The 17,951-nt window shown below is 62.4% G+C and carries 17 protein-coding genes; 3 read left to right on the plus strand and 14 right to left on the minus strand.

Translation table 11 applies throughout. From position 1 onward, the window contains the following. From ACILSE_RS13475 to ACILSE_RS13515, 9 genes are all read right to left on the minus strand, one after another. The gene (locus ACILSE_RS13475) at nucleotides 1-564 is read right to left on the minus strand and encodes a GspMb/PilO family protein (RefSeq protein ID WP_395717924.1); all 564 of its coding nucleotides are present in this window, start codon (nucleotides 562-564) and stop codon (nucleotides 1-3) included. 158 nt (nucleotides 565-722) lie between these two features. After that, complete coding sequence (locus tag ACILSE_RS13480) at nucleotides 723-1,940, minus strand: hypothetical protein (protein ID WP_395717925.1); 1,218 nt, start codon at nucleotides 1,938-1,940, stop codon at nucleotides 723-725. A gap of 124 nt (nucleotides 1,941-2,064) precedes the next feature. Then, nucleotides 2,065-2,949, minus strand: coding sequence for a general secretion pathway protein GspK (locus tag ACILSE_RS13485; RefSeq protein WP_395717926.1), 885 nt, complete (start codon nucleotides 2,947-2,949; stop codon nucleotides 2,065-2,067). Between the two features lie 62 nt (nucleotides 2,950-3,011). Continuing rightward, the gene (locus tag ACILSE_RS13490; protein WP_395717927.1) at nucleotides 3,012-4,001 is read right to left on the minus strand and encodes a type II secretion system protein; all 990 of its coding nucleotides are present in this window, start codon (nucleotides 3,999-4,001) and stop codon (nucleotides 3,012-3,014) included. Next, complete coding sequence (locus ACILSE_RS13495) at nucleotides 3,976-4,377, minus strand: hypothetical protein (protein WP_395717928.1); 402 nt, start codon at nucleotides 4,375-4,377, stop codon at nucleotides 3,976-3,978. The genes ACILSE_RS13490 and ACILSE_RS13495 overlap by 26 nt, the downstream gene beginning before the upstream one ends. Then, nucleotides 4,374-5,087 carry a Tfp pilus assembly protein FimT/FimU gene (locus ACILSE_RS13500; protein WP_395717929.1) on the minus strand — a complete coding sequence of 238 codons (714 nt, stop codon included), beginning with the start codon at nucleotides 5,085-5,087 and terminating at the stop codon, nucleotides 4,374-4,376. Before ACILSE_RS13500 ends, ACILSE_RS13495 begins: the two co-directional genes overlap by 4 nt. 27 nt (nucleotides 5,088-5,114) lie before the next feature. Next, nucleotides 5,115-5,561 (minus strand): type II secretion system major pseudopilin GspG, encoded by a 447-nt coding sequence (gspG, locus tag ACILSE_RS13505; protein ID WP_395717930.1) that lies wholly within the window; start codon nucleotides 5,559-5,561, stop codon nucleotides 5,115-5,117. Between the two features lie 57 nt (nucleotides 5,562-5,618). After that, nucleotides 5,619-6,845, minus strand: coding sequence for a type II secretion system F family protein (locus tag ACILSE_RS13510; RefSeq protein WP_395717931.1), 1,227 nt, complete (start codon nucleotides 6,843-6,845; stop codon nucleotides 5,619-5,621). Between the two features lie 40 nt (nucleotides 6,846-6,885). Continuing rightward, nucleotides 6,886-8,583 (minus strand): GspE/PulE family protein, encoded by a 1,698-nt coding sequence (locus ACILSE_RS13515; RefSeq protein ID WP_395717932.1) that lies wholly within the window; start codon nucleotides 8,581-8,583, stop codon nucleotides 6,886-6,888. A gap of 114 nt (nucleotides 8,584-8,697) precedes the next feature. On the opposite strand from ACILSE_RS13515, the gene ACILSE_RS13520 reads away from it, so the two are divergent. Genes ACILSE_RS13520 through ACILSE_RS13530 form a run of 3 tightly spaced genes read left to right on the plus strand, consistent with a single transcriptional unit; the run spans nucleotide 8,698 to nucleotide 11,025 of the window. After that, nucleotides 8,698-9,321, plus strand: coding sequence for a L,D-transpeptidase (locus ACILSE_RS13520; protein ID WP_395717933.1), 624 nt, complete (start codon nucleotides 8,698-8,700; stop codon nucleotides 9,319-9,321). A gap of 29 nt (nucleotides 9,322-9,350) precedes the next feature. Next, complete coding sequence (locus tag ACILSE_RS13525; RefSeq protein WP_395717934.1) at nucleotides 9,351-10,595, plus strand: 4-hydroxy-3-methylbut-2-enyl diphosphate reductase; 1,245 nt, start codon at nucleotides 9,351-9,353, stop codon at nucleotides 10,593-10,595. 1 nt (nucleotide 10,596) lies between these two features. Beyond that, nucleotides 10,597-11,025 carry an acyl-CoA thioesterase gene (locus tag ACILSE_RS13530; protein ID WP_395717935.1) on the plus strand — a complete coding sequence of 143 codons (429 nt, stop codon included), beginning with the start codon at nucleotides 10,597-10,599 and terminating at the stop codon, nucleotides 11,023-11,025. Nucleotides 11,026-11,032: 7 nt separating this feature from the next. Here the strand turns inward: ACILSE_RS13530 and ACILSE_RS13535 are convergent, their stop codons facing one another. The 5 genes from ACILSE_RS13535 to ACILSE_RS13555 form a co-directional block, all read right to left on the minus strand. Then, entirely contained in the window at nucleotides 11,033-13,612 is a 2,580-nt protein-coding gene (locus tag ACILSE_RS13535) for a DNA topoisomerase III (protein ID WP_395717936.1), read from the minus strand. A gap of 110 nt (nucleotides 13,613-13,722) precedes the next feature. Beyond that, nucleotides 13,723-14,412 (minus strand): 5'/3'-nucleotidase SurE, encoded by a 690-nt coding sequence (surE, locus tag ACILSE_RS13540; protein WP_395717937.1) that lies wholly within the window; start codon nucleotides 14,410-14,412, stop codon nucleotides 13,723-13,725. Nucleotides 14,413-14,417: 5 nt separating this feature from the next. Beyond that, the gene (locus ACILSE_RS13545; protein WP_395717938.1) at nucleotides 14,418-15,401 is read right to left on the minus strand and encodes an MDR family NADPH-dependent oxidoreductase; all 984 of its coding nucleotides are present in this window, start codon (nucleotides 15,399-15,401) and stop codon (nucleotides 14,418-14,420) included. A gap of 176 nt (nucleotides 15,402-15,577) precedes the next feature. Next, nucleotides 15,578-16,060: a glycine cleavage system protein H gene (locus ACILSE_RS13550; RefSeq protein ID WP_395717939.1), complete on the minus strand. Its 483-nt coding sequence runs from the start codon at nucleotides 16,058-16,060 to the stop codon at nucleotides 15,578-15,580. Nucleotides 16,061-16,092: 32 nt separating this feature from the next. Further along, nucleotides 16,093-17,844, minus strand: coding sequence for an ATP-binding cassette domain-containing protein (locus ACILSE_RS13555; RefSeq protein ID WP_395717940.1), 1,752 nt, complete (start codon nucleotides 17,842-17,844; stop codon nucleotides 16,093-16,095). Between the last annotated feature and the right edge of the window lie 107 nt (nucleotides 17,845-17,951).

The following is a 17,951-nucleotide window of genomic DNA, read 5'->3' on the forward strand; positions in this document are numbered from 1 at the left end:
TCAGAGGCCGTTATCTGGCTTGAACCAGCGTGCGAGGATGAGGTTGCAGAGCACCTGAGGTGTCTTCTCCTTGGCCCTGGAGTCGATTTCGAGTTCGAGGTGCTTGATGGCCTGGAATTTTTCCGGGGATTGCAGGGTGGCGAGCCAGCCGAGCAGCGTGGTCTGGTCTCCACGCAGGCGGACTTCGACGGCGACTTCGCGATACACCGCGGCGTTGGCTTTGGCGTCGGCGGAGTCGGGCAGGAGCTGCTGTTTCTGCACCTGGAGCTGGTAGTCGAGGGCCACGTTCTGAATTTCCTCCAGCAACTGGGCCTGCGCGGTGCCGAGGCTCTCGGTGACTGGCATGTTCTGCCGCAGCCAGTCCGCGCGCTTTTCCCAAAACTCGCGGTCGGCGAGGTAACCCTCGTTTTCACGCTTCTCGCCTTCGAGGGCGGTGATCTTCGCCAGCACGACCGTGCGGCGGTCGAGGAACTGCTTCAGGATGATGAACGTGGCCATGAGCACCAGCGCGCCGATGCAGGCGGCGAGGAGCTTTTTTTCACGTGGGGTGAGGGCGAGGGCCATAGGGCAAGGAAAATGATGAAATCAGAATGATGAAGGAGGAATGACGGAGATGGCTGTGTAAGATGGCTGGAAGACGACGCGTGGGCGGGCGGGCTTCGTGCTTGGGATTTTATTCATGATTCGTCATTCTGGTTTCCTCATTTCTGAGGTCGTGCAGCTCACTGTAGCTTGCCCTGGGCGCGGAAGGTGGCGGTGGTGCCCTTGACCTCGGGACGCGGGTTCGTCCACTCGTAGCGGCTGAGGATGCGGTTCTTCTTGAAGTCCTCGATGAACTGAAAGGCGAGCTGGGCGTCACGCGCCTCTCCCTTGATGTCGATCTCGGTGCCCTTCACCTCGAACTCGCGGATGACGATGCCGCTGCCGGGCATGATGCGGTTGATCTCCGCGAGCAGGAAGAGCGGGTAGCGCTTGCTCTCGATGGCGGGTGCGAGAGCCTTCCATTGCTCGCTGATCTTTCGCACGGCGGCGGCGGGCTCGCTGGTGGCCTCCACTTGCTCCTCCAGCCGCGCCACACGGGTTTCCTGAAAATGCAGGTAGGCGAAGGCCAGGAAAGCGAGTGAGAGGTACAGCATGCCGCCGAGCACGAGGGCGCGGGTGAGCTTGCTGCGGCGAATTTTCGCCGTTTGCGCGGTGCGGATGTCCGCAGGCAGCAGCTTGCTCCAGTGACTCGTGTCCAGCGCGGTGTTTGGCGGCAGGTCGGCGACAATGCGCACGGGCAGGTCCAGCGTGGCACCGAGACGCGTCGGCAGAGAGCGGTCAAAATTCGCCCCGACAAGCGCGACTCCGGTGACGCACTCCGAGCCGAGCTCTGACTCGACAGCCAGACGCGCGAGCGTGATCTCAAGGGCCAGCGCCTCCTCTGAGGCGGACGCCTGAGCGAAAATATGGCTGTGGTAGAGTTTTCCTTGGTGGCTGGCTGCAAGCACCAGATCGCCCTGCTCCTCGATGATGACAATGTGGCCGACAGGGAGCTGCACGAGGCGCAGAGCGGCGGTGTAGTCGCTCACCTGCTCGGCGGCGAGTGATTCCGGAAACGGATCGGCCAGCACGTCAACGCTGACGATGGTCTGGCCTCCCGCATGCCCGAGCGAGTGCCAGCGATAGTTTTTACCGGCGGAGTCCTGTTCCAGCTTGAAACCACGCCTCTCGAGCTGGGTGACGATGATCTGCTCCAGCAGATCGTTTTCAGTCTGCGGCAGGATCAGGCCGATGGTGCGGCATGCGGCGGCGGGCAGGCCGATTATGAGCGGTTTGGCCAGATGCGCGGCCTCGGAGGGGCTCTCCACGGCCTCGGTGCTGGTTCCTGCCCGCGGCTTCCACACTCGCCATGTGGCGTCAGGGGAGGGGAGGAGCAGGGTGGCGGCGGAAAGTGACATTCAGGTTATTTAGGGGGGGATTTGGAACGTGCGGCGGCGTGTGAAGTTGCGTGGGGAAACGACGAATGTGGAATGAACTCTCACGAGTCTGCGGTCGAAACGATTTTTGCCGTTTCGCGGCGGCTCATTCTTCCATCCGCCCCAAGTAGGTCACCGCACCGGTGTCACTATTCCTTCTTGTGACAACGATGATCTTGGCACGCTTGTCCCCAACCCAGCCGATGCTGGTGATGCGTCGCAGGGTGGTGTCGTCGTCATTCACGATGCCGCTGATGGAGGCGAGGCGGTCGCCGCTGAGGCCGAGGAGCTGGTAAGCCTCCTCATCTCGGATCCGGCGGTCATCCTCGGTGCCGGGGATGCCGTCGGCTCCGTCGCGTTCGGTGATGAATCGTGTCACATCACCCTCGGAAGCGCCGGTGACGGCCAGCAGGACATCTTTAAACACGGTACGCAGGTCGATCTGCCCTTCGCCGTAAACGCTGAAGTATTCACGCCACTCAGGTTTTTTGCGGTCCACCGCGTCCATGCCGCGAACGAGCAGCATTTCGTCCACGCGAGAGAAGCCCTGGTTGCGCGGAGCGTCATAGATGCCGAGCTGCTTGTAATACTCCGCCTCCGCCCCGTTGGCGCGCTGGTTGTTGTCGTTGTCCACCCAGTCGGCCAGCGAATCGGCGGCGATGCCGGCCTCGTCGGCGTTGAGCTGCCAGTAGATGAAAAGATTGTAGATCGCCTCCCGCAGGCGCTCGTCGGTGGCGTAGTTGATGGGGATGCGCGCGCCTTCGTAATTGATGACGACGTCAAAGCCGCTGTCCGGGCCGACCTTCTGCTTCAAAACGAGATCTCCGCGGCGTGTGTTCGGGTGCAGGCCCACGGCCAGTCCGCTTTCCGCCAGATGCAGCGCACGAAACTGATACGCGGCCATTTTCGACTCCTCGGCGCTGTAGGTGATGTACTCGACGACGCCCATGACCGTCACGGACATGAGCAAAATGGCCCAAATCATGAGCATGAGTGCCGAACCATGCTCACGGCGTGAGCGTGGCTGCCTGATTGCTGCGGAGGTGGGGATGTTCATGGCGCGCCACCTCCTCCGGGAGCACCACCACCTGCCGGAGGTGTGCCTCCGCCACCGGGCGGAACACCACGACCTGGGAATCCGCCACCGCCAGGAGGACCGAGTCCTCCGCCGGGACCACCACGCCCGCCACCAGGAGGGCCAAAACCTCCTCCTGGCCCCCCTCGTCCGCCTCCACCTCCACCAAATCCGCCCCCCGGACCACCTCCGCCACCCGTTGGTGTGCCTGTCACGGGCGCTGGCTGGGCGGGGCCGGAGCCGGATGAACCGCTTGTCGTGGGCGGTGTCCGGCCTGCGGTGATGGTGAGCACTGGCACGGTATAAACCATGCGGATCGGCAGCGTGCGGTCCTTGAGGACGAGCTGAGCCTCGATCAGGTCCGGCCACTGCGACTTGCTCCATTCCTCATACCACGTCTCCTCCTTCTCGACGTAAAAGCGCCACTTCAGGGAAACGACATCCGGCAGCAGCGGCATCCAGTAGCGGCCTTCCTCGTCAGGCGCATACAAGCCCGTGGTGGCCTCCCGGATGCCGGTCTCGCGGTCGTCCGTCTGTGGGATGATGTCCGCGCGCGACAGGCTGAGGTAATGCAGCGGCATGTCATTCGCATCCACCAGGCCGTCAGGATGCGGGCGGATGCGCAGCGTGGTGTCCTTCAGCGTGATGGGATTCATGCCAAAGGGAAAACAATCCGGCGAGCCAGCGATGGTAAGCTCTTGTATGACCGGTTCGGTATTCTGCACCAGCTTCAGGGTGAGCGTGGCCGTGCTCGGCAGCGTGGTGAAGGCCTTTCGGCTCAGCTCAATGAAGCGATTCACCGAATCACTCTCCCGCTGGATGTGCTCGATCTCTGCCGCGCCGCGCACCGAGCCGCGGATGATGGCGAACAGCGTGACTGTGATCATCGCGAGGATCGTGATGCCGATCACGACCTCGATCAGGGTGAAGGCGTCGCGCCGCTTACTTCTGGGCGGGTTTGTAAACATAGACGCTCAGGGTGTCCTCCTGGGGCACACCATCGAAGGACGACGTGGCCTTGATGGTCAGGTTGTGAATGTCGCTCAAAGTGCCGCCGTTGGTCGTTCTCAGCGCCACCGGCTCGGTGCTGCTCACATAGGTGATGCCATACGTTGTGTCCGTGCTGCTGGTGCTCATCTCGGTGAGCGGCTTGTTGCGGATCTCCTCCAAAAAGTTGCGCATGCCGATGCGGATGATGTGGTCGCGACGAAGCAGGTTCGCTGTGGAGAGTGCTTGGTCGAGGGATTTCGCCAACCCGAGCACCGCGATGGCGAAAATCGTCAGCGCGAGCACCAGCTCGAACAAGATGTAACCTGCGCGGCGCTTCTGGCGGATGGTTTTCATCGCAGTTCGACGCTCTCCTTCACGATGTCGGCGGTCAGCGCGCCGAACTCGACATCAAACGTGGCGCTCTCGCGTTCGATGTGGATCTTCAGCGGCGTGCAGATGCCGCTGGGCTGGAAGACCCATAGCCTGACCAGATCACCTTCGAGAAAGGTCGGCTCCGTGTCATACCAGTATTGGATGGAGTACTTCATGTCCTGCGGCATTTCGTACTTCTCGTTCCAATGCTCATCATACTTCGGCGCGGGCGGTGCCAGCGGCAGTTCCGTCGTCTTGGTCAGGCCTCCGCCATTGTCGAGGTCGGTTTTGTCCACGGTGTCGGTTTCCGGCGGCGGATTTTCCGCCGTGGCGACGAATTCCTCCAGTTCCGCGAGCTGGAGGTAGGGATTGAAGTAACGCGACGCGGTGAACCCGCCGCCATGAAACGCCACCTGATAAGGACGCTTCTCCGTCATCGCCCGCATGCGCGCCTCGCGTGCCAGTTGCACCAGTTTCGCCACCGGCTCACGCGCCAGCCGCTCGTCGCGGAAACCTTTGAGCATCGGCACCGTCGCCGCGGCCAGCACCGCCACGATGGTCAGCGCGATGATGATTTCGACGAGGGTGAAGGCCCGCTGCGCGGAATGATGAATGACGAATGATGAATGACGAATGGCGGCCGCTTCAGAGGCGGCTGGAAGACCATTCGAGCTTCGGCATTGGGGCTTCATTCGCCATTCCTCATTCTGGTTTCGTCATTACTTGGCCGCCGTCTTCTTCCAGTTCCCCATGTCGTCCTCGGTGCCGTCCTGGCCATCAGCTCCGACGGACCACACGTCGTAGGGTTTCTTCGATTTCTGGGCAGGGAAGCGATACTTGTATTCCTGCCCCCAGGGATCCTTCGGCATCTCTTCCATGAATGCGCGATAATTTTCAGGAATGGGCTCGATGGTGGGCTTTTCGACCAGCGCTTTCAATCCCTGTTCCGTCGTGGGCATGCGCAGTGCCCGTGACTCATAGGACTGGAGGGCGAGGCCGATGGCCTGCAGGTCACTGTCCACGCGGGTGTCCTTGGCGGAGTCGATCTGGCCTTTGAGCAGGTAAATCGAGCCGGAGGCCAGGATCGCGATGATGGTCAGCGTGATGACAATTTCGATCAGGGTGAAGCCAGGGCGGAATTTGGAGTGCGGTGTGCGGATTTTCATGGTGAGGCAGGTTTAACAGGGTTTGGGAGGGATTAACAAGATTTTTGGCCGCGGGTTTCAGCGCCCACGAATGCCAGTGACGCTCTGTGCGATGGCGGCGACGATGGAGTAAGCCACGGTGCCGACCATGACCGCCATGACGACGAGGATGATCGGAGTGATCATGGCTGTCATACGCTTGATGCGCTGGTCGAGCTCCTTGTCGTAACGGATGGCGCATTTTTCCATCGATCTGCCGAGTTGGCCGGTCTGCTCGCCCACGGCGATCATGTCCGCCAGCAGCAGCGGGAAGCTGCCGACCTTCCGCAGCGCGTTGGACAGCGGCGCGCCCTCGGAGACCAGCATGGTGACCTTCGCCAGCAGGTCCTGGATGAAAACATTGGCCGAAATCTTCGATACGAGGCGGATGCTGTTCAGCAGCGGCACGCCGTTGGTGATCAAATTGCCCAGCGAGTGCGCGAACTGCGCGTAGAAGCGCATGCTCATGATCGCGCCGAAGAGCGGCAGCTTCAGCCGCGTCTCGTCCCACCACATGCGGCCCGCCGGGCTGGAAATGTAACCGCGGAAGGTCAGCACGATGGCGGTGATGATGATGGCGATCACCCACCACCACGCGGCCATGAAATTGTTGAAGCTGATGAGCAACTGCGTCGCCGCCGGGAGTTGCTGGCCGTTTTTGGACATCAGGTCGGTGATCTGCGGCACCATGAAGGTCATGAACACCACCATGAGCACCACGCAGGCGCCGATGAGAAAGGCGGGATAAATCATCGCCGAGGTCACCTTCGACTGAAGCTCGGCCATGACGGTCAGATTCGAGGCGAGACGACGCAGAATGCTGGGCAGCGAGCCGCTGACCTCACCTGCGGCGGCCAGGTTGCAATACAGCTCGTCAAAACTCGGCGACGCTTTCTTCAGCGCCTTTGCCACCGTGGAGCCTTCACGCAGTTCATTGCGCATCGTGGAGGCAACACGCCGCAGCGACTCGGCCTCCTGACGCTCCTGCATCACGCGGAACGCCTGATCGATCTGCAGGCCGCCATCGAGCAAATCGGCAAGTTCTTCTGTGAAGAGGATCAACTGCGCCCGCTTTAGCTTCACCGGCCCCTCATCCGCGGCCGCCTTGGCCTTCGCGGATTCCGACTTTTCCTCCTGTGTGACCTTTACCGGCGTCAGCGCTTGCGCCTCGATCTTCCGAAACGCCTCGGCACGTGAGCCGACAGTGATCGAGCCTGAAACCGTCTGTCCGGTGGCGGTGAGGGCGGTGTAGGTAAATGCGGGCATGTGGTCGGCTCTCTAAAAGCGAACAAAGATCAATTCAAGACTACTCCGTTGCCGCTGTCACGGTCATGACTTCTTCGATCGTGGTGACGCCTTCCGAAGCTTTGCGGAAGCCATACTGGCGCATCGGCACCATGCCGTCTTTGAGCGCCTGGGCCTTCAACTCCATCGAGTTGGCCCGGTTGTTGATCTTGTCCTGCAGCGCCTCGGTCATGAGGCAGATTTCCATGATTGCGAGACGGCCGGTGAAGCCGGTGTTGCGGCAGGAGCGGCAGCCGACGGGCTTGAAGAGCTTGTGTTTCCATTCCAGCGGGAAGCCGATGGTGCGCAGGTGGCTTTCTTCGTGATGCGCGGGCTGCTTGCAGTTGCCGCACAGCGTGCGCACGAGGCGCTGGGCCTGGAAGGCGCGCACGGACGATGAGATCATGAAAGGCTCGATGCCCATGTCGAGCAGACGCGAGATGCCGCCGACAGCATCGTTCGTGTGAAGGGTGGAAAACACCAAGTGACCGGTCAAAGCGCCGCGGATGGCGATCTCGACGGTCTCCTGGTCACGCATTTCCCCCACCATGATGACGTTCGGGTCGCCGCGCAGGATGCTGCGCAGACCGGCGGCAAATGTCAGGTCGATCTCCGGCTTCACCGCGATCTGCACGATGCCATCGAGCTTGTTTTCGACCGGATCCTCGATCGTGACGATGCGGCGTTCCTTCGTGTTCAGCTCCTTGAGGAAGGTGTAAAGCGTGGATGACTTGCCGGAGCCGGTGGGGCCGGTGACGAGGATGATGCCGTTCGGTGCGGCGAGCAGCTTGCGGATGATGCCTTCGGTCTTGTCGTCGAGTCCGAGGGCCATGAGGTCGAATTTTTTGCGTGTGAGCAGGCGCAGCGCCACGGATTCGCCGTTCACGCTAGGAATCGTCGCCACACGCACGTCGATGGGTTCGCCGTCGAGCTCGAGGTTGATGCGGCCGTCCTGCGGCAGTCGGCGCTCGGCGATGTCGAGGTGCGCCATGATCTTGAGGCGCGAGATGAGCGAGTTCTGCAGCAGGCGCATGTTCGGCGGCACAGGCACTTCAAGGAGCTTTCCATCCACGCGGTAGCGGATGCGCAGGTCACGCTCCAGTGGCTCCACATGGATGTCCGTGGCGCGTTCTTTGAGCGCCTCGCGGAAGACCTGGTTCACGAAATTCATCACCGTGGCCTCCTCGTCGGCCTCGTCGAGCACGGTGGTCTCCTGCTTGAGGTCATCGGTGTCATCGCCAGCCTCGCGGCCTTCGAGCAGCTCCTCGAAGTTCTCCGCGCCGACGCCATAGCCCTGATGCAGCGCTTCGAGGATGCGATGCCGCGTTGCGATCTGCCAGTGGACGCGTTTGCGCAACTCCTGGCCGACGGCCTGCCGTGCGCTGAGATCGAAAGGGTTGTAGGTGAGGATGGTTACCTCGCCATTTGCGACCTGCGCCGGGCAGATGCGGTGCCGCAGCGCCAGTTTGGCCGGAAAACGTGAATGCAGCCCCTCGGCGGCGTCTGCGATCCCGTTTTCGGAATACGGCATGCCGAGTCCGGTGGCGAGCTGGGCAAAGAAGCGGTCCTCATCGACCATGTTCGCGTCCACCAGCGCCTCGATGAGCGGCTGGTGCTTGTCGGCGGCCAGTTCGAGCGCGTGGCGCAGTCGGGTGGGCTCCGAGCATCCGGCGCTGGCTGCGGTGCGGACGAGAACATCGATCAAGGTGGGGGAAGGCATGTGCGGCGATAGAACGCGGGCATGAGGGCAAAGTTTCTTCTTCCGCACAAGAGCTTCGGAGAAGAATAAAAATGGGTGGAGCAGGTGGAATCGTGTGCTAAACCGCAGGCCTGCATGAAAACAATCCTCCCCATCCTCTCCCGTTCTTTGAAAGCCTTCGCTTTCATCGGTCTCGCCCTCACGCTGAGTCAGTGCGCCGCGGTCAAGAAGGGCAACTACTCGGTTCATTTCGACCCGCCCGCCAAGCCGGTGAAGAATCCCTCGGCCGTGAAGGTCAAACTGAGCACCGGCGCCCAGCGTGTTTATGTGATGGAGGGGAATGAGGTGCTGCTCGCCACGCCGTGTTCCGTGGGCACCGCCAGCAGCCCCACGCCACTCGGCACTTACACGATTTACAGCAAGGTAGCCAACCGCCGCCGTGTCAGCTCTCCCGGAGCCGGCTATCCGATGACGTTCTGGATGGAGTTCAAGTCCGCCTACGGCATGCACTGGGGCTGGGTGAAGCCCTATCCCTGCACTCACGGCTGTGTGCGTCTGCCGATCAAATCCGCGCAGAAAATCTTCAGCATGGTCAGGACCGGCACGCCGCTGATCATCGCCACCTCGCACCCGGAAGACGCCACGATCGGCAAAACGCTTCCTGTGCTGGATGACAGCAAGCTCGCTGATCCGCCTGACTCTTATATGATGAGCAACAAGGTCTTTGAGGACGCCGCCAAGGGCAAGATGTACTACTGATCCGGCCGCCTCCGACCTTCTTCATCGCAATGTCAGCCCCAGCATCCGCTCCAGTCGCCCGTCGTGTGAATGTCCGCACGCCGGAGGTCATGGAGCGCGTGCAGGCGGAGGTCGAGACGCATTATCGCAGTGTTATTGTCGAACAAATCCGTGCCCGAGGCAGCGTGCTGACCGTGGGCACCACCACGGTCCGTCTCGCCCGTGATTTCGGTTTTTGCTACGGTGTCGAGCGCGCCATCGATCTGGCTTATGCTGCAAGGAAGGTTTTCTCGGATCGTCGTGTGTTTCTCCTTGGCGAGATCATTCACAACCAGGAGGTGAACCGCCAGCTCACCGAGATGGGTGTGGTCAGCATTCCCAATCACGAGCATGAGACCGTGGTGGCCACGCTGACGAACGAGGATGTGGTCATCGTGCCCGCGTTCGGTGCCGAAACACGGCTGATGAAGCTCATCAGCGAACGCGGCTGCCTTGTGGTGGACACAACCTGCGGCGATGTGATGAGCGTGTGGAAGCGTGTGCGCCAGTATGCAAAGACTGGCTTCACCTCGATCATCCACGGTAAGGCTTCGCATGAGGAAACCCGCGCCACCTCCTCGCGTGCGATGGGGGACGACGGCATGGGCAACTACTTGGTCGTTCTCACCTTGGCCGATGTGGATTACGTTTGCGACTACATCCGTCACGGCGGGGACAGGGAGGCGTTTCTGAGGCGCTTCCCGCCGGGGGCGCATTCCGATGGCTTTGATCCCGACCTTCACCTCACCCGCATCGGCGTGGCGAATCAGACCACGATGCTCAAATCGGAAACCGAGGAGGTGCAGCGACGTCTGCGGCAGGCCGTATTGGACCGCCACGGTCCGGAGGCGGGCGTGGCCAATTTCCAGGTCTTCGACACCATCTGCGGAGCCACACAGGAGCGGCAGGACTCGCTTTTCGGCCTTTTGCGGCAGCCGCTCGACGTTTTGCTCGTCGTCGGAGGCTACAACAGCTCCAACACCACCCACCTTGTGGAAATCGGAGAGCAGCAGCTTCCCACCTTCTTCATCCGCACCGCCGACTGTCTCAAGTCGCTGGAGCAGATCGTGCATTTCGACCTGCATCTGAAGGCGGAGAAGGAAAGCTACTCCACCAAGCTCGCCAGCGACGGTCCGGTCACCGTCGGCATCACCGCCGGGGCTTCCTGCCCGAACAATCTCATCGAGGACACCGTGCTCCGTGTCTTCAAGCTGCGCGGCGTGGATGAATCCGCCGTGCGCGCTGCCTTGAGCTGACATGCACCACACGCCGGCCATCGAAACCCGCGAGGAAGTCATGTTTTTTGACACTGACTGCGGTGGCGTCGTGCATAACATCGCCTACCTGCGCATGATCGAGACGAACCGCACCCGTCTTGCTGCGAAGCTCGGCATGAAGCTGCGCGAGATGTCACAGACGCAGCTTTTCCCGGTCGTTGTGCGCACGGAGATCGACTACAAGCGGCCTGCGAAGCTCGGTGACGAGCTCGTCATCCGCGGCCGCCTCGAAAGTGTTGAGCGCGTGCGTTTCTGGTGCGCGTTCGAGATGCGCCGGGCGGAGGATGATATGCTGCTCATCACCTGCCGCCAGTCACTCGCGCTCGTTCAGATGCCTGAGGGCAAGCCCGTGCGCCTTCCCGAGGATTGGAAGGAAAAATACTCCCACCTGATCAAGCCGAAGGAATGAGCCGCTCTCAGCCGCGGTTCCGCACGCCCGCCGGTTTTTTCGGCGCTTTCGGCTTCGGCTCGCGCGGCGGGAATTCCCATCCCATGATGCGCTTCTCGCCCGGTGTGCAGACGAGGAAGGTGCTGAACGGGCGGCCGCGTTTCGAGATCATGCCGGTGATGAGCGAGGTTTTGCCCCCCTCGAAGAACTCGCGGGCGTTCTCGGGCGTGATCTCCTTTTTGCAGAGCACCTTCGGCAGGCGCGCGTTGCATTTACCGGCCTCGGTTAGCGCGGTTTTGCAGACATAGCCGTCCGGCGTGTCATAGATCTGGCTTTCGCGCTTCTTGAGGGCGCAGACGGGGCATTTCGTGATGACGGGGCACTCGTCCCAGTTGATCGCGTCCGGATCGTTGCCTTCAAAGACAAAGGACAGCTTCATGTCGTCCTTGATCTGCAGTCCGGCGCTGAACTCCTTGCCCTTCTTGCTGCGAAAGCCGTCGAGCAGCCCGATGAAGCGTTTCTCGATGAGCGTGCGGATCTCGTCGTCGCTCAGCGGGCGGCTGGCGACCGTCTTGTAGACGCGCACCTTGCACTTCGGATTTTTGCAGCCGTAGAACTCCTCCGTCTGCTTGTAGCCTTCCTTGCTGCCGCAGACGCCGCAGACGGCGGGGAATTCGGGGTAAACCTTCTCCTTCGCTTCCTTCGAGTACGCCTTGGTCTTCTCCACGACCTGCTTCGTCACCCGGCGGATGTCCTTCATGAAGCTCTCGCGGTCGAGCTCGCGGTGCTCCATCTGGCGCAGCTTGTACTCCCACTGGCCGGTCATTTCCGGCGAGCTGAGCGCGTCGATGCCGATGGCGCTGATCTGGTCGATGAGAGCGAGGCCTTTCTGCGTCACATGCATGTCACGCTGCACGCGCTCGATGTAGCGGTCCATGATGAGGCCTTCGATGATGGCCGCGCGCGTCGCCGGCGTGCCGAGACCGCGTTCGCTCATCGCCTCGGCGAGTTCCTCGTCCTCCACGAGCTTTCCTGCGCCTTCCATCGTCGAGAGCAGGGTGGCTTCCGTGTAGCGGGGCGGCGGCTTCGTCTGAAGCTCGTTCACCTCCACATCCAGCGTGCTGGCGGTGTCGCCATCTTTGGCATCGACAAGCAGCTTCGCGGCGTCCTCGCCGCTCTCGGCGGTCTCCTCGGCGGCTTTCTTGCCATAGACGGCCAGCCAGCCCGGCATCTTGAGCACCTTGCCATCGCTTTTGAAGGCGTCCTTGCCGACACGCGTGATGCGGGTGGTCACCTCAAACTCCGCAGCGGGGAAAAACACCGCGACAAAGCGGCGCGCCACCATGTCGAACACCTTCTGCTCGGCCTCCGGCAGCTCCTTCGGCGGAATCTGCCCGGTGGGGATGATGGCAAAGTGGTCGCTCACCTTAGAGTTGTCGAAGATGCGTTTGTTCGGGCGAACCCACTGGTTGTCGAGCACCGTGGCCGCGTGCGTGCCGAGGTCATGCGGCAGCGCGTCATGCTTGCGGCTGTCATGGCTGGCGAAGGTCTTGAGCGTGTCCTTCACCGTGCCGATGTAATCCTCCGGCAGGTGGCGTGAGTCGGTTCGCGGATAGGTCAGCACCTTGAACTTTTCATACAAGGCCTGAGCGATCTGCAACGTGCGGCGGGCGGAGAAGCCAAACCGGTTGCTCGCTTCGCGCTGGAGGCTCGTCAGGTCGTAGAGCAGGGGGGCGGCCTGGCGCGCAGGCTTGGTCGTTTGCTCGATCTTGCCCGGCTTGCCGATGCAGCGCTCGGCGATGGCCTGCGCGGTCTTTTCATCCCAGATGCGCTCCGCCTTCTTGTGCTCGTCGTTCTCGTCCTTCTTGAACTCCTCGTCGATCCAGCGGCCCTGGTAACGGCCAGCGGCCACCTCAAAGAGCGCGATGGCCTCCCAGTAGGTGCGGGGTTCGAAGGCGGCGATTTCCCGCTCGCGCTTAGCCAAGATAGAAAGCGTCGGCGTCTGCACGCGGCCCACCGGCGTCAGGCGGAAGCCGCCGTGGCGGGAGTTCAGCGCTGTTAGTGCCCGCGTGCCGTTGATGCCGACGATCCAGTCGGACTCGCTGCGGCATTTCGCCGCGTCAGCGAGGGGCTGCATCTCCTCGTCGCTGCGCAGCTTCTTGAAAGCGTCCAAGATCGCGCCCTGCGTCATGGATTGCATCCAAAGGCGCTGGATTGGCTTCTTCGTCCCGGTGGCATCCACGATGTAGCGGAAGATCAACTCACCCTCGCGGCCGGCGTCGCATGCGTTGATCAGCAGGTCGATGTCCTTGCGCTTGATCAGCCGGGTCAGGACCTTGTAGCGATCTTCGCTACTCTCGATGGGGTTCAGTTCGAACTTCTCCGGCAGGATCGGCAGGCTGGTGAAGCCCCAGCCGATCTTCTTCCCGTTCACCATCGGCATGCCCAGCTCGAGCAGATGGCCGACGGCGGAGGAAATGACATGCGTCTCGTTCTCATACCAGTCCTTCTCCTTCGTGAAAGGCTTCATGCCGGGGGCTTTGGCGAGTGCACGGGCGAGATCGGCGGCGACGCTGGGCTTCTCGGCAATGATGAGGGCTTTGGGCATGTGGTGTTGGGCGGGCTGGCGGGAAAAAGGGGGCGCTACTTAGGGCCGTGATCCGACCGGATGTCAAGGCGGTGGCACTTGGGCGCCCCAAAGCGTCCCATCGTTCCCCTTTATACGTGCAGCAGGGAGACGGCGATGTTGCCGCTGAAGCAGGCGTCCACGTCCGAGCCGGGATCGCGCGGACGATCGGCGTAGGAGGCGGTGTAGGCGAAGCCGTGCTCGTTCCTGATGTAGGAGACGTTCAAAGGGGAGCGGGCGGGAGGGCAGGGGACGCGGGGCGGGAGCGTCTGCACGTCCGGCGGCAGATGCGGGAGGTTGACGTTCCAGAAGGTGCGGTGCGCCTGCTCCTGGGGGTGCGTTTCGCCGAGGATCTCGGCGATCCATGACGCGGTGCGCCGCCAATCGACCGCCAGGCCGCGAATCATGTAGTGGGAGAAAGCAAAGGAGCGCAGGCCGTGATACGCGGCCTCCCGAGCGGCGGCGACGGTGCCGGAGATGACGATGTCCTGGCCGAGATTGCCGCCGGCGTTCACGCCGGAGAGCACGAAGGCGGGTTTCACATCCAGCGCGAACAAGGCGATGCGGACGCAGTCGGCGGGCGTGCCATGCACGGCGTGCCGGTGCTCGGCATGCTGCTCGACCTTGAGCGGCTGATGGGTGGTGACGCGGTGGCCGCACATGCTCTGCTCGACGGCAGGCGCGACAACGACGGGCTGCCAGCCGAGTTGTGTCACAGCTTCCTCCAGGGCGCGCAGGCCGGGGGCGGTGATGCCGTCATCGTTGGTGAGGAGGACGCGCATCGGCTTCAGGCGAGATCGAGGATGACTTTTCCGTGACGGGAGCCTTGCTGGGCTCGCAGGATGGCTTGTTTGAAATCGGCCAGCGGGACGATCTGGTCGATGGCGGTGACGAGTTCGCCTTTTTCAATGAGCGCGGTGAGAGGGTCGAGCACCTCGCGAAGCTCGGGTGTGCTGGCCTTTTCGAACCATTTCGTGATCCACAGGCCGTGAAGTTGGAGGTTTTTGAAGATGAGGAACTTGTTGGGCACCTTGAGGCTGCGGCGGCTCATCGCGCCGTAAGTGACCATGACGCCCTCGGAACTGAGCGCATCCATGAGGTGGATGGCGCTGTCACCACCGACGGCGTTCGCCGCGAGGCGAACCGGCTCGTTTCCGAGGATCTTTTTTGCCTCGGCGACGCCTTCGTCGTTGTCGAGGACGACCGCGTCGGCACCGAGCGCCTTCAATTCATCAATGAGCTCGGGCCGGCGGACGAAGTTCAACGTGCGCAGGCCGAAGTGGTGCGCGATTTGGATCACGGCGCGGCCGACACCGGAGTTCGCGGCGTTTTGCACCACCCAGGCGCCTTCGTCGAGGCTCACGTAATGCTTGAGCAGCGCCCAGGCGGTGACGGGATTGATGCGCAGCATGCTGGCCTGCACGGGATCGATCTGCGGAGGCAGCTTGGCGAAATGATGCTCCGGCGCGGTCAGATGCTGCGTCCAGCAGCCGGTGCCGAGCAGCGGCGCGACGACATCGCCTTTCTCCAAGGAGGTGACCGCGCTGCCGACCTCCTCGACTTCGCCACAGCCCTCGTGGCCGGGAATGCACGGCGGATGCGCGGCGCGGCCGTAGGTGCCCTCGATGAAATTCAGGTCCGCCGGATTCACCGGCGCGTAGCGCATGCGCACGCGCACCTCATGCCCTTCCGGTGGCGTGAGCGTGCGTTCGCGAAGCTGAAGAACCTCGGCGGGATTGCCGGTTTGGTCGAATTGGAGGAAGGAGGACATGGGAAGATGAGGAAATGCCGGATCACCGAGGCTGCAACTCCGGTCATGCTGAATGTGTCTCATACGCCCTGGCGGTTGAGTCTGCGCGATCAAATTCGTCGCTTGCCGGTGGCCTGCGGGGCCAAAGGCGCTGCCTGGCGAAGGAAAACGCTCCTGCTAGGCGCTTTCGGCCTTCCTCATTCGTCATTCGTCATTTCTTCCTCGCCATGCCCTTCCTCCGCCATGCGCTGGATGGTGCCGCTGAGGAGCTCGATGTAGCCGTTCACATCGAGGGATTCGGCCTCGGGCTCGCCGCGCACGGCGTAGAGCCAGCCCTGCTCATAGGGATCGCTGCGCACGATGCAGGCGTCCACTTTGAGGCCCGGATTGCCTCCGGCGAAGGCACCGTTCATCACGCAATACACGTCGGACGCGGCCTTGAAGCCCTCCACCCAGCCGATGTTGTCGCCGGGGCGCACGAGGTCTCCCTCCTTCATCTTCCAGTCGCAGTCCACGAGCTCCCCGAGCATGCGTGTGGCGAATTTGGTGAAGCCGACACGCCACAGGCCGGGCTCGTCCTCCACCGGAGCCATCCAGTAATGCGAGCGGGAGTAACGAAACGTGTCAGGGAAGCGTGCGGAGAAACGGGCGTGCTTGAAGCGGACGAAATTCAGCGGCATGAGCGGTCAAATCGATAAATCCTCCTTAATCCTCACGCACGGCGGCGGAGGCCCACGAACGCCAGCACCAGGCCGACGAGGAAATGCACGCCGAGCATGATCATCGCGAGATTGGGAGTTGCGAACCACGTTTTCACAAACTGGTCGATGGGATGGAAGAACGGCGTCTTTTGCAGCGAGTCGATAATCCCCGACCAGCCGTAGTGCGCGGTGATGAAGGGGTGGACGACGTGACCGAGTGTCTGCGGGAATCCCAGCAGCGCCCCGCAAAGCAGCACGTTCGCGCACAGCAGCGTCAGCGAGACGCTGTGAGCGCGCTCCGGCGATCCCGAGTTCGCGGAGATGCCGAGGCAGAGGGAGGCGAAAGCCACACCTGAAAGAGCAGGCAGCAGAAGCTTCGCCAGACCTGTGCCCGGCAGGCCGCCGGAGATGATGTCGAGGAACATTTCCATCCAGAAGCCCTGCACCAGGATGATGGGCAGCATGAACAGCAGCGATCCCAGCAGCCAGGCTCCGGCTGACACACCGCCGATGCGCTCGCGCTCGTAAACCGCGCGGCGCGTGGCGATCTCGCGCGCGCCGAGCCGCAGCCCCATGAACATGACCAGCAGCACTTGCAGCAGGGTGATCATTGAGACGGTATGGCTCGCCGGCCACAGCACCTCGGCGCCCGCAGCACCTCCGGCCGCCTCCTTGAGCAGCTTTTTGTTCGGCAGCATGAGCAGCGCCACGATGACAGGCGCGCCAACGAGGAGCGCGGCATGCGCGATCCACTCCCGCGGAGTGCGACGCAGGAGCGACCAGCGGCGTTTCAGCAGATGCTGGGCCTGGCTGAAGGCGCCGGGCAGGGGAATGATCGGCCGCACCTCGGGTTCGGCGGGCTTTTTCTCCTCCTCCACCTCGTTTTGCTTCATCACGATGGTGCGGTCCTCGTCGCCGGGGTCCTCCTCGGCAGCGGAGAGTTTTTCCGCGCCACCGCCGAGCTTGAAGGCGGCATAATAAGAGTCGCGGTGCTTCATCCACGAGTCCCCCCAGCGCTGCGCGGGGCGTTTCGCGAGACGCGCATAGACCTCGTCGTAGGTCGGCACGGTGAAGTAATGCGGAATGGCCCGTGCCGGACCGTGGAAGGCCACATAGCCTTCATGCAGCACGACGACGGTGTCATACGCGGCTAGGTTGGCCAAAGCGTCTGTTGCATGGATAACGATGCGGTCCGGCCGGTCGCTGGCGACGAGCTTCAGCAGCGCCTCAAACTCGCGCTCGCTGCGCACATCCAGCCCCACGGTGAAATCATCGCAGAGAACAATCACGGGATCGGCCACCAGGGCCATCCCCAGCTTCAACCGCCGCCGCTGCGGCAGTGCCAGCATCGAGGTGCGCTCCGTGGCGATGTTTTCCAATCCTACCGTCACCAGCACATGCGAAACGCGGGAGAGCAGTTCGTCCTTCGTGCGGCCGGCACCGCGCAGCAGGGCAGCGCTGATCAGGTTTTCCCGCACGGTGAGATGTTCGATCAGGCTATCATCGCCGGAGGGCACCCAGCCGAGCTGAGTGGGATAAAGCGGCTGTTTGATCAGATCGCGGCTGCGCAGGGTGATGCTGCCAGCCTCCGGGTCCGTCAGGCCGGCAAGGATGCGGAGCAGCGTGGTCTTGCCGCTGCCGGAGGGCCCGATCACCGCCAGGACATGGCCACCCGGGGCCATGAAGCTGACCTGCTCCAGCACGCGGAGAGGTTCCTTGGTCTTGCCGGGGACAACGTGGGAGAGATTGTTGATTTCGAGCATGATCGTCGATCTAAGCCGCTCCCATGCCGGGAGCCAAGGTTAAAATTGCAGTTCGCGGTTCTCTGTTCTCTGTTCTCTGTTCTGAAAGCTGCAAACAGCGCACCGAG

This window comes from Prosthecobacter sp. (genome assembly GCF_044236155.1).
In the GTDB taxonomy this organism is placed as follows: Bacteria; Verrucomicrobiota; Verrucomicrobiia; order Verrucomicrobiales; family Verrucomicrobiaceae; genus Prosthecobacter.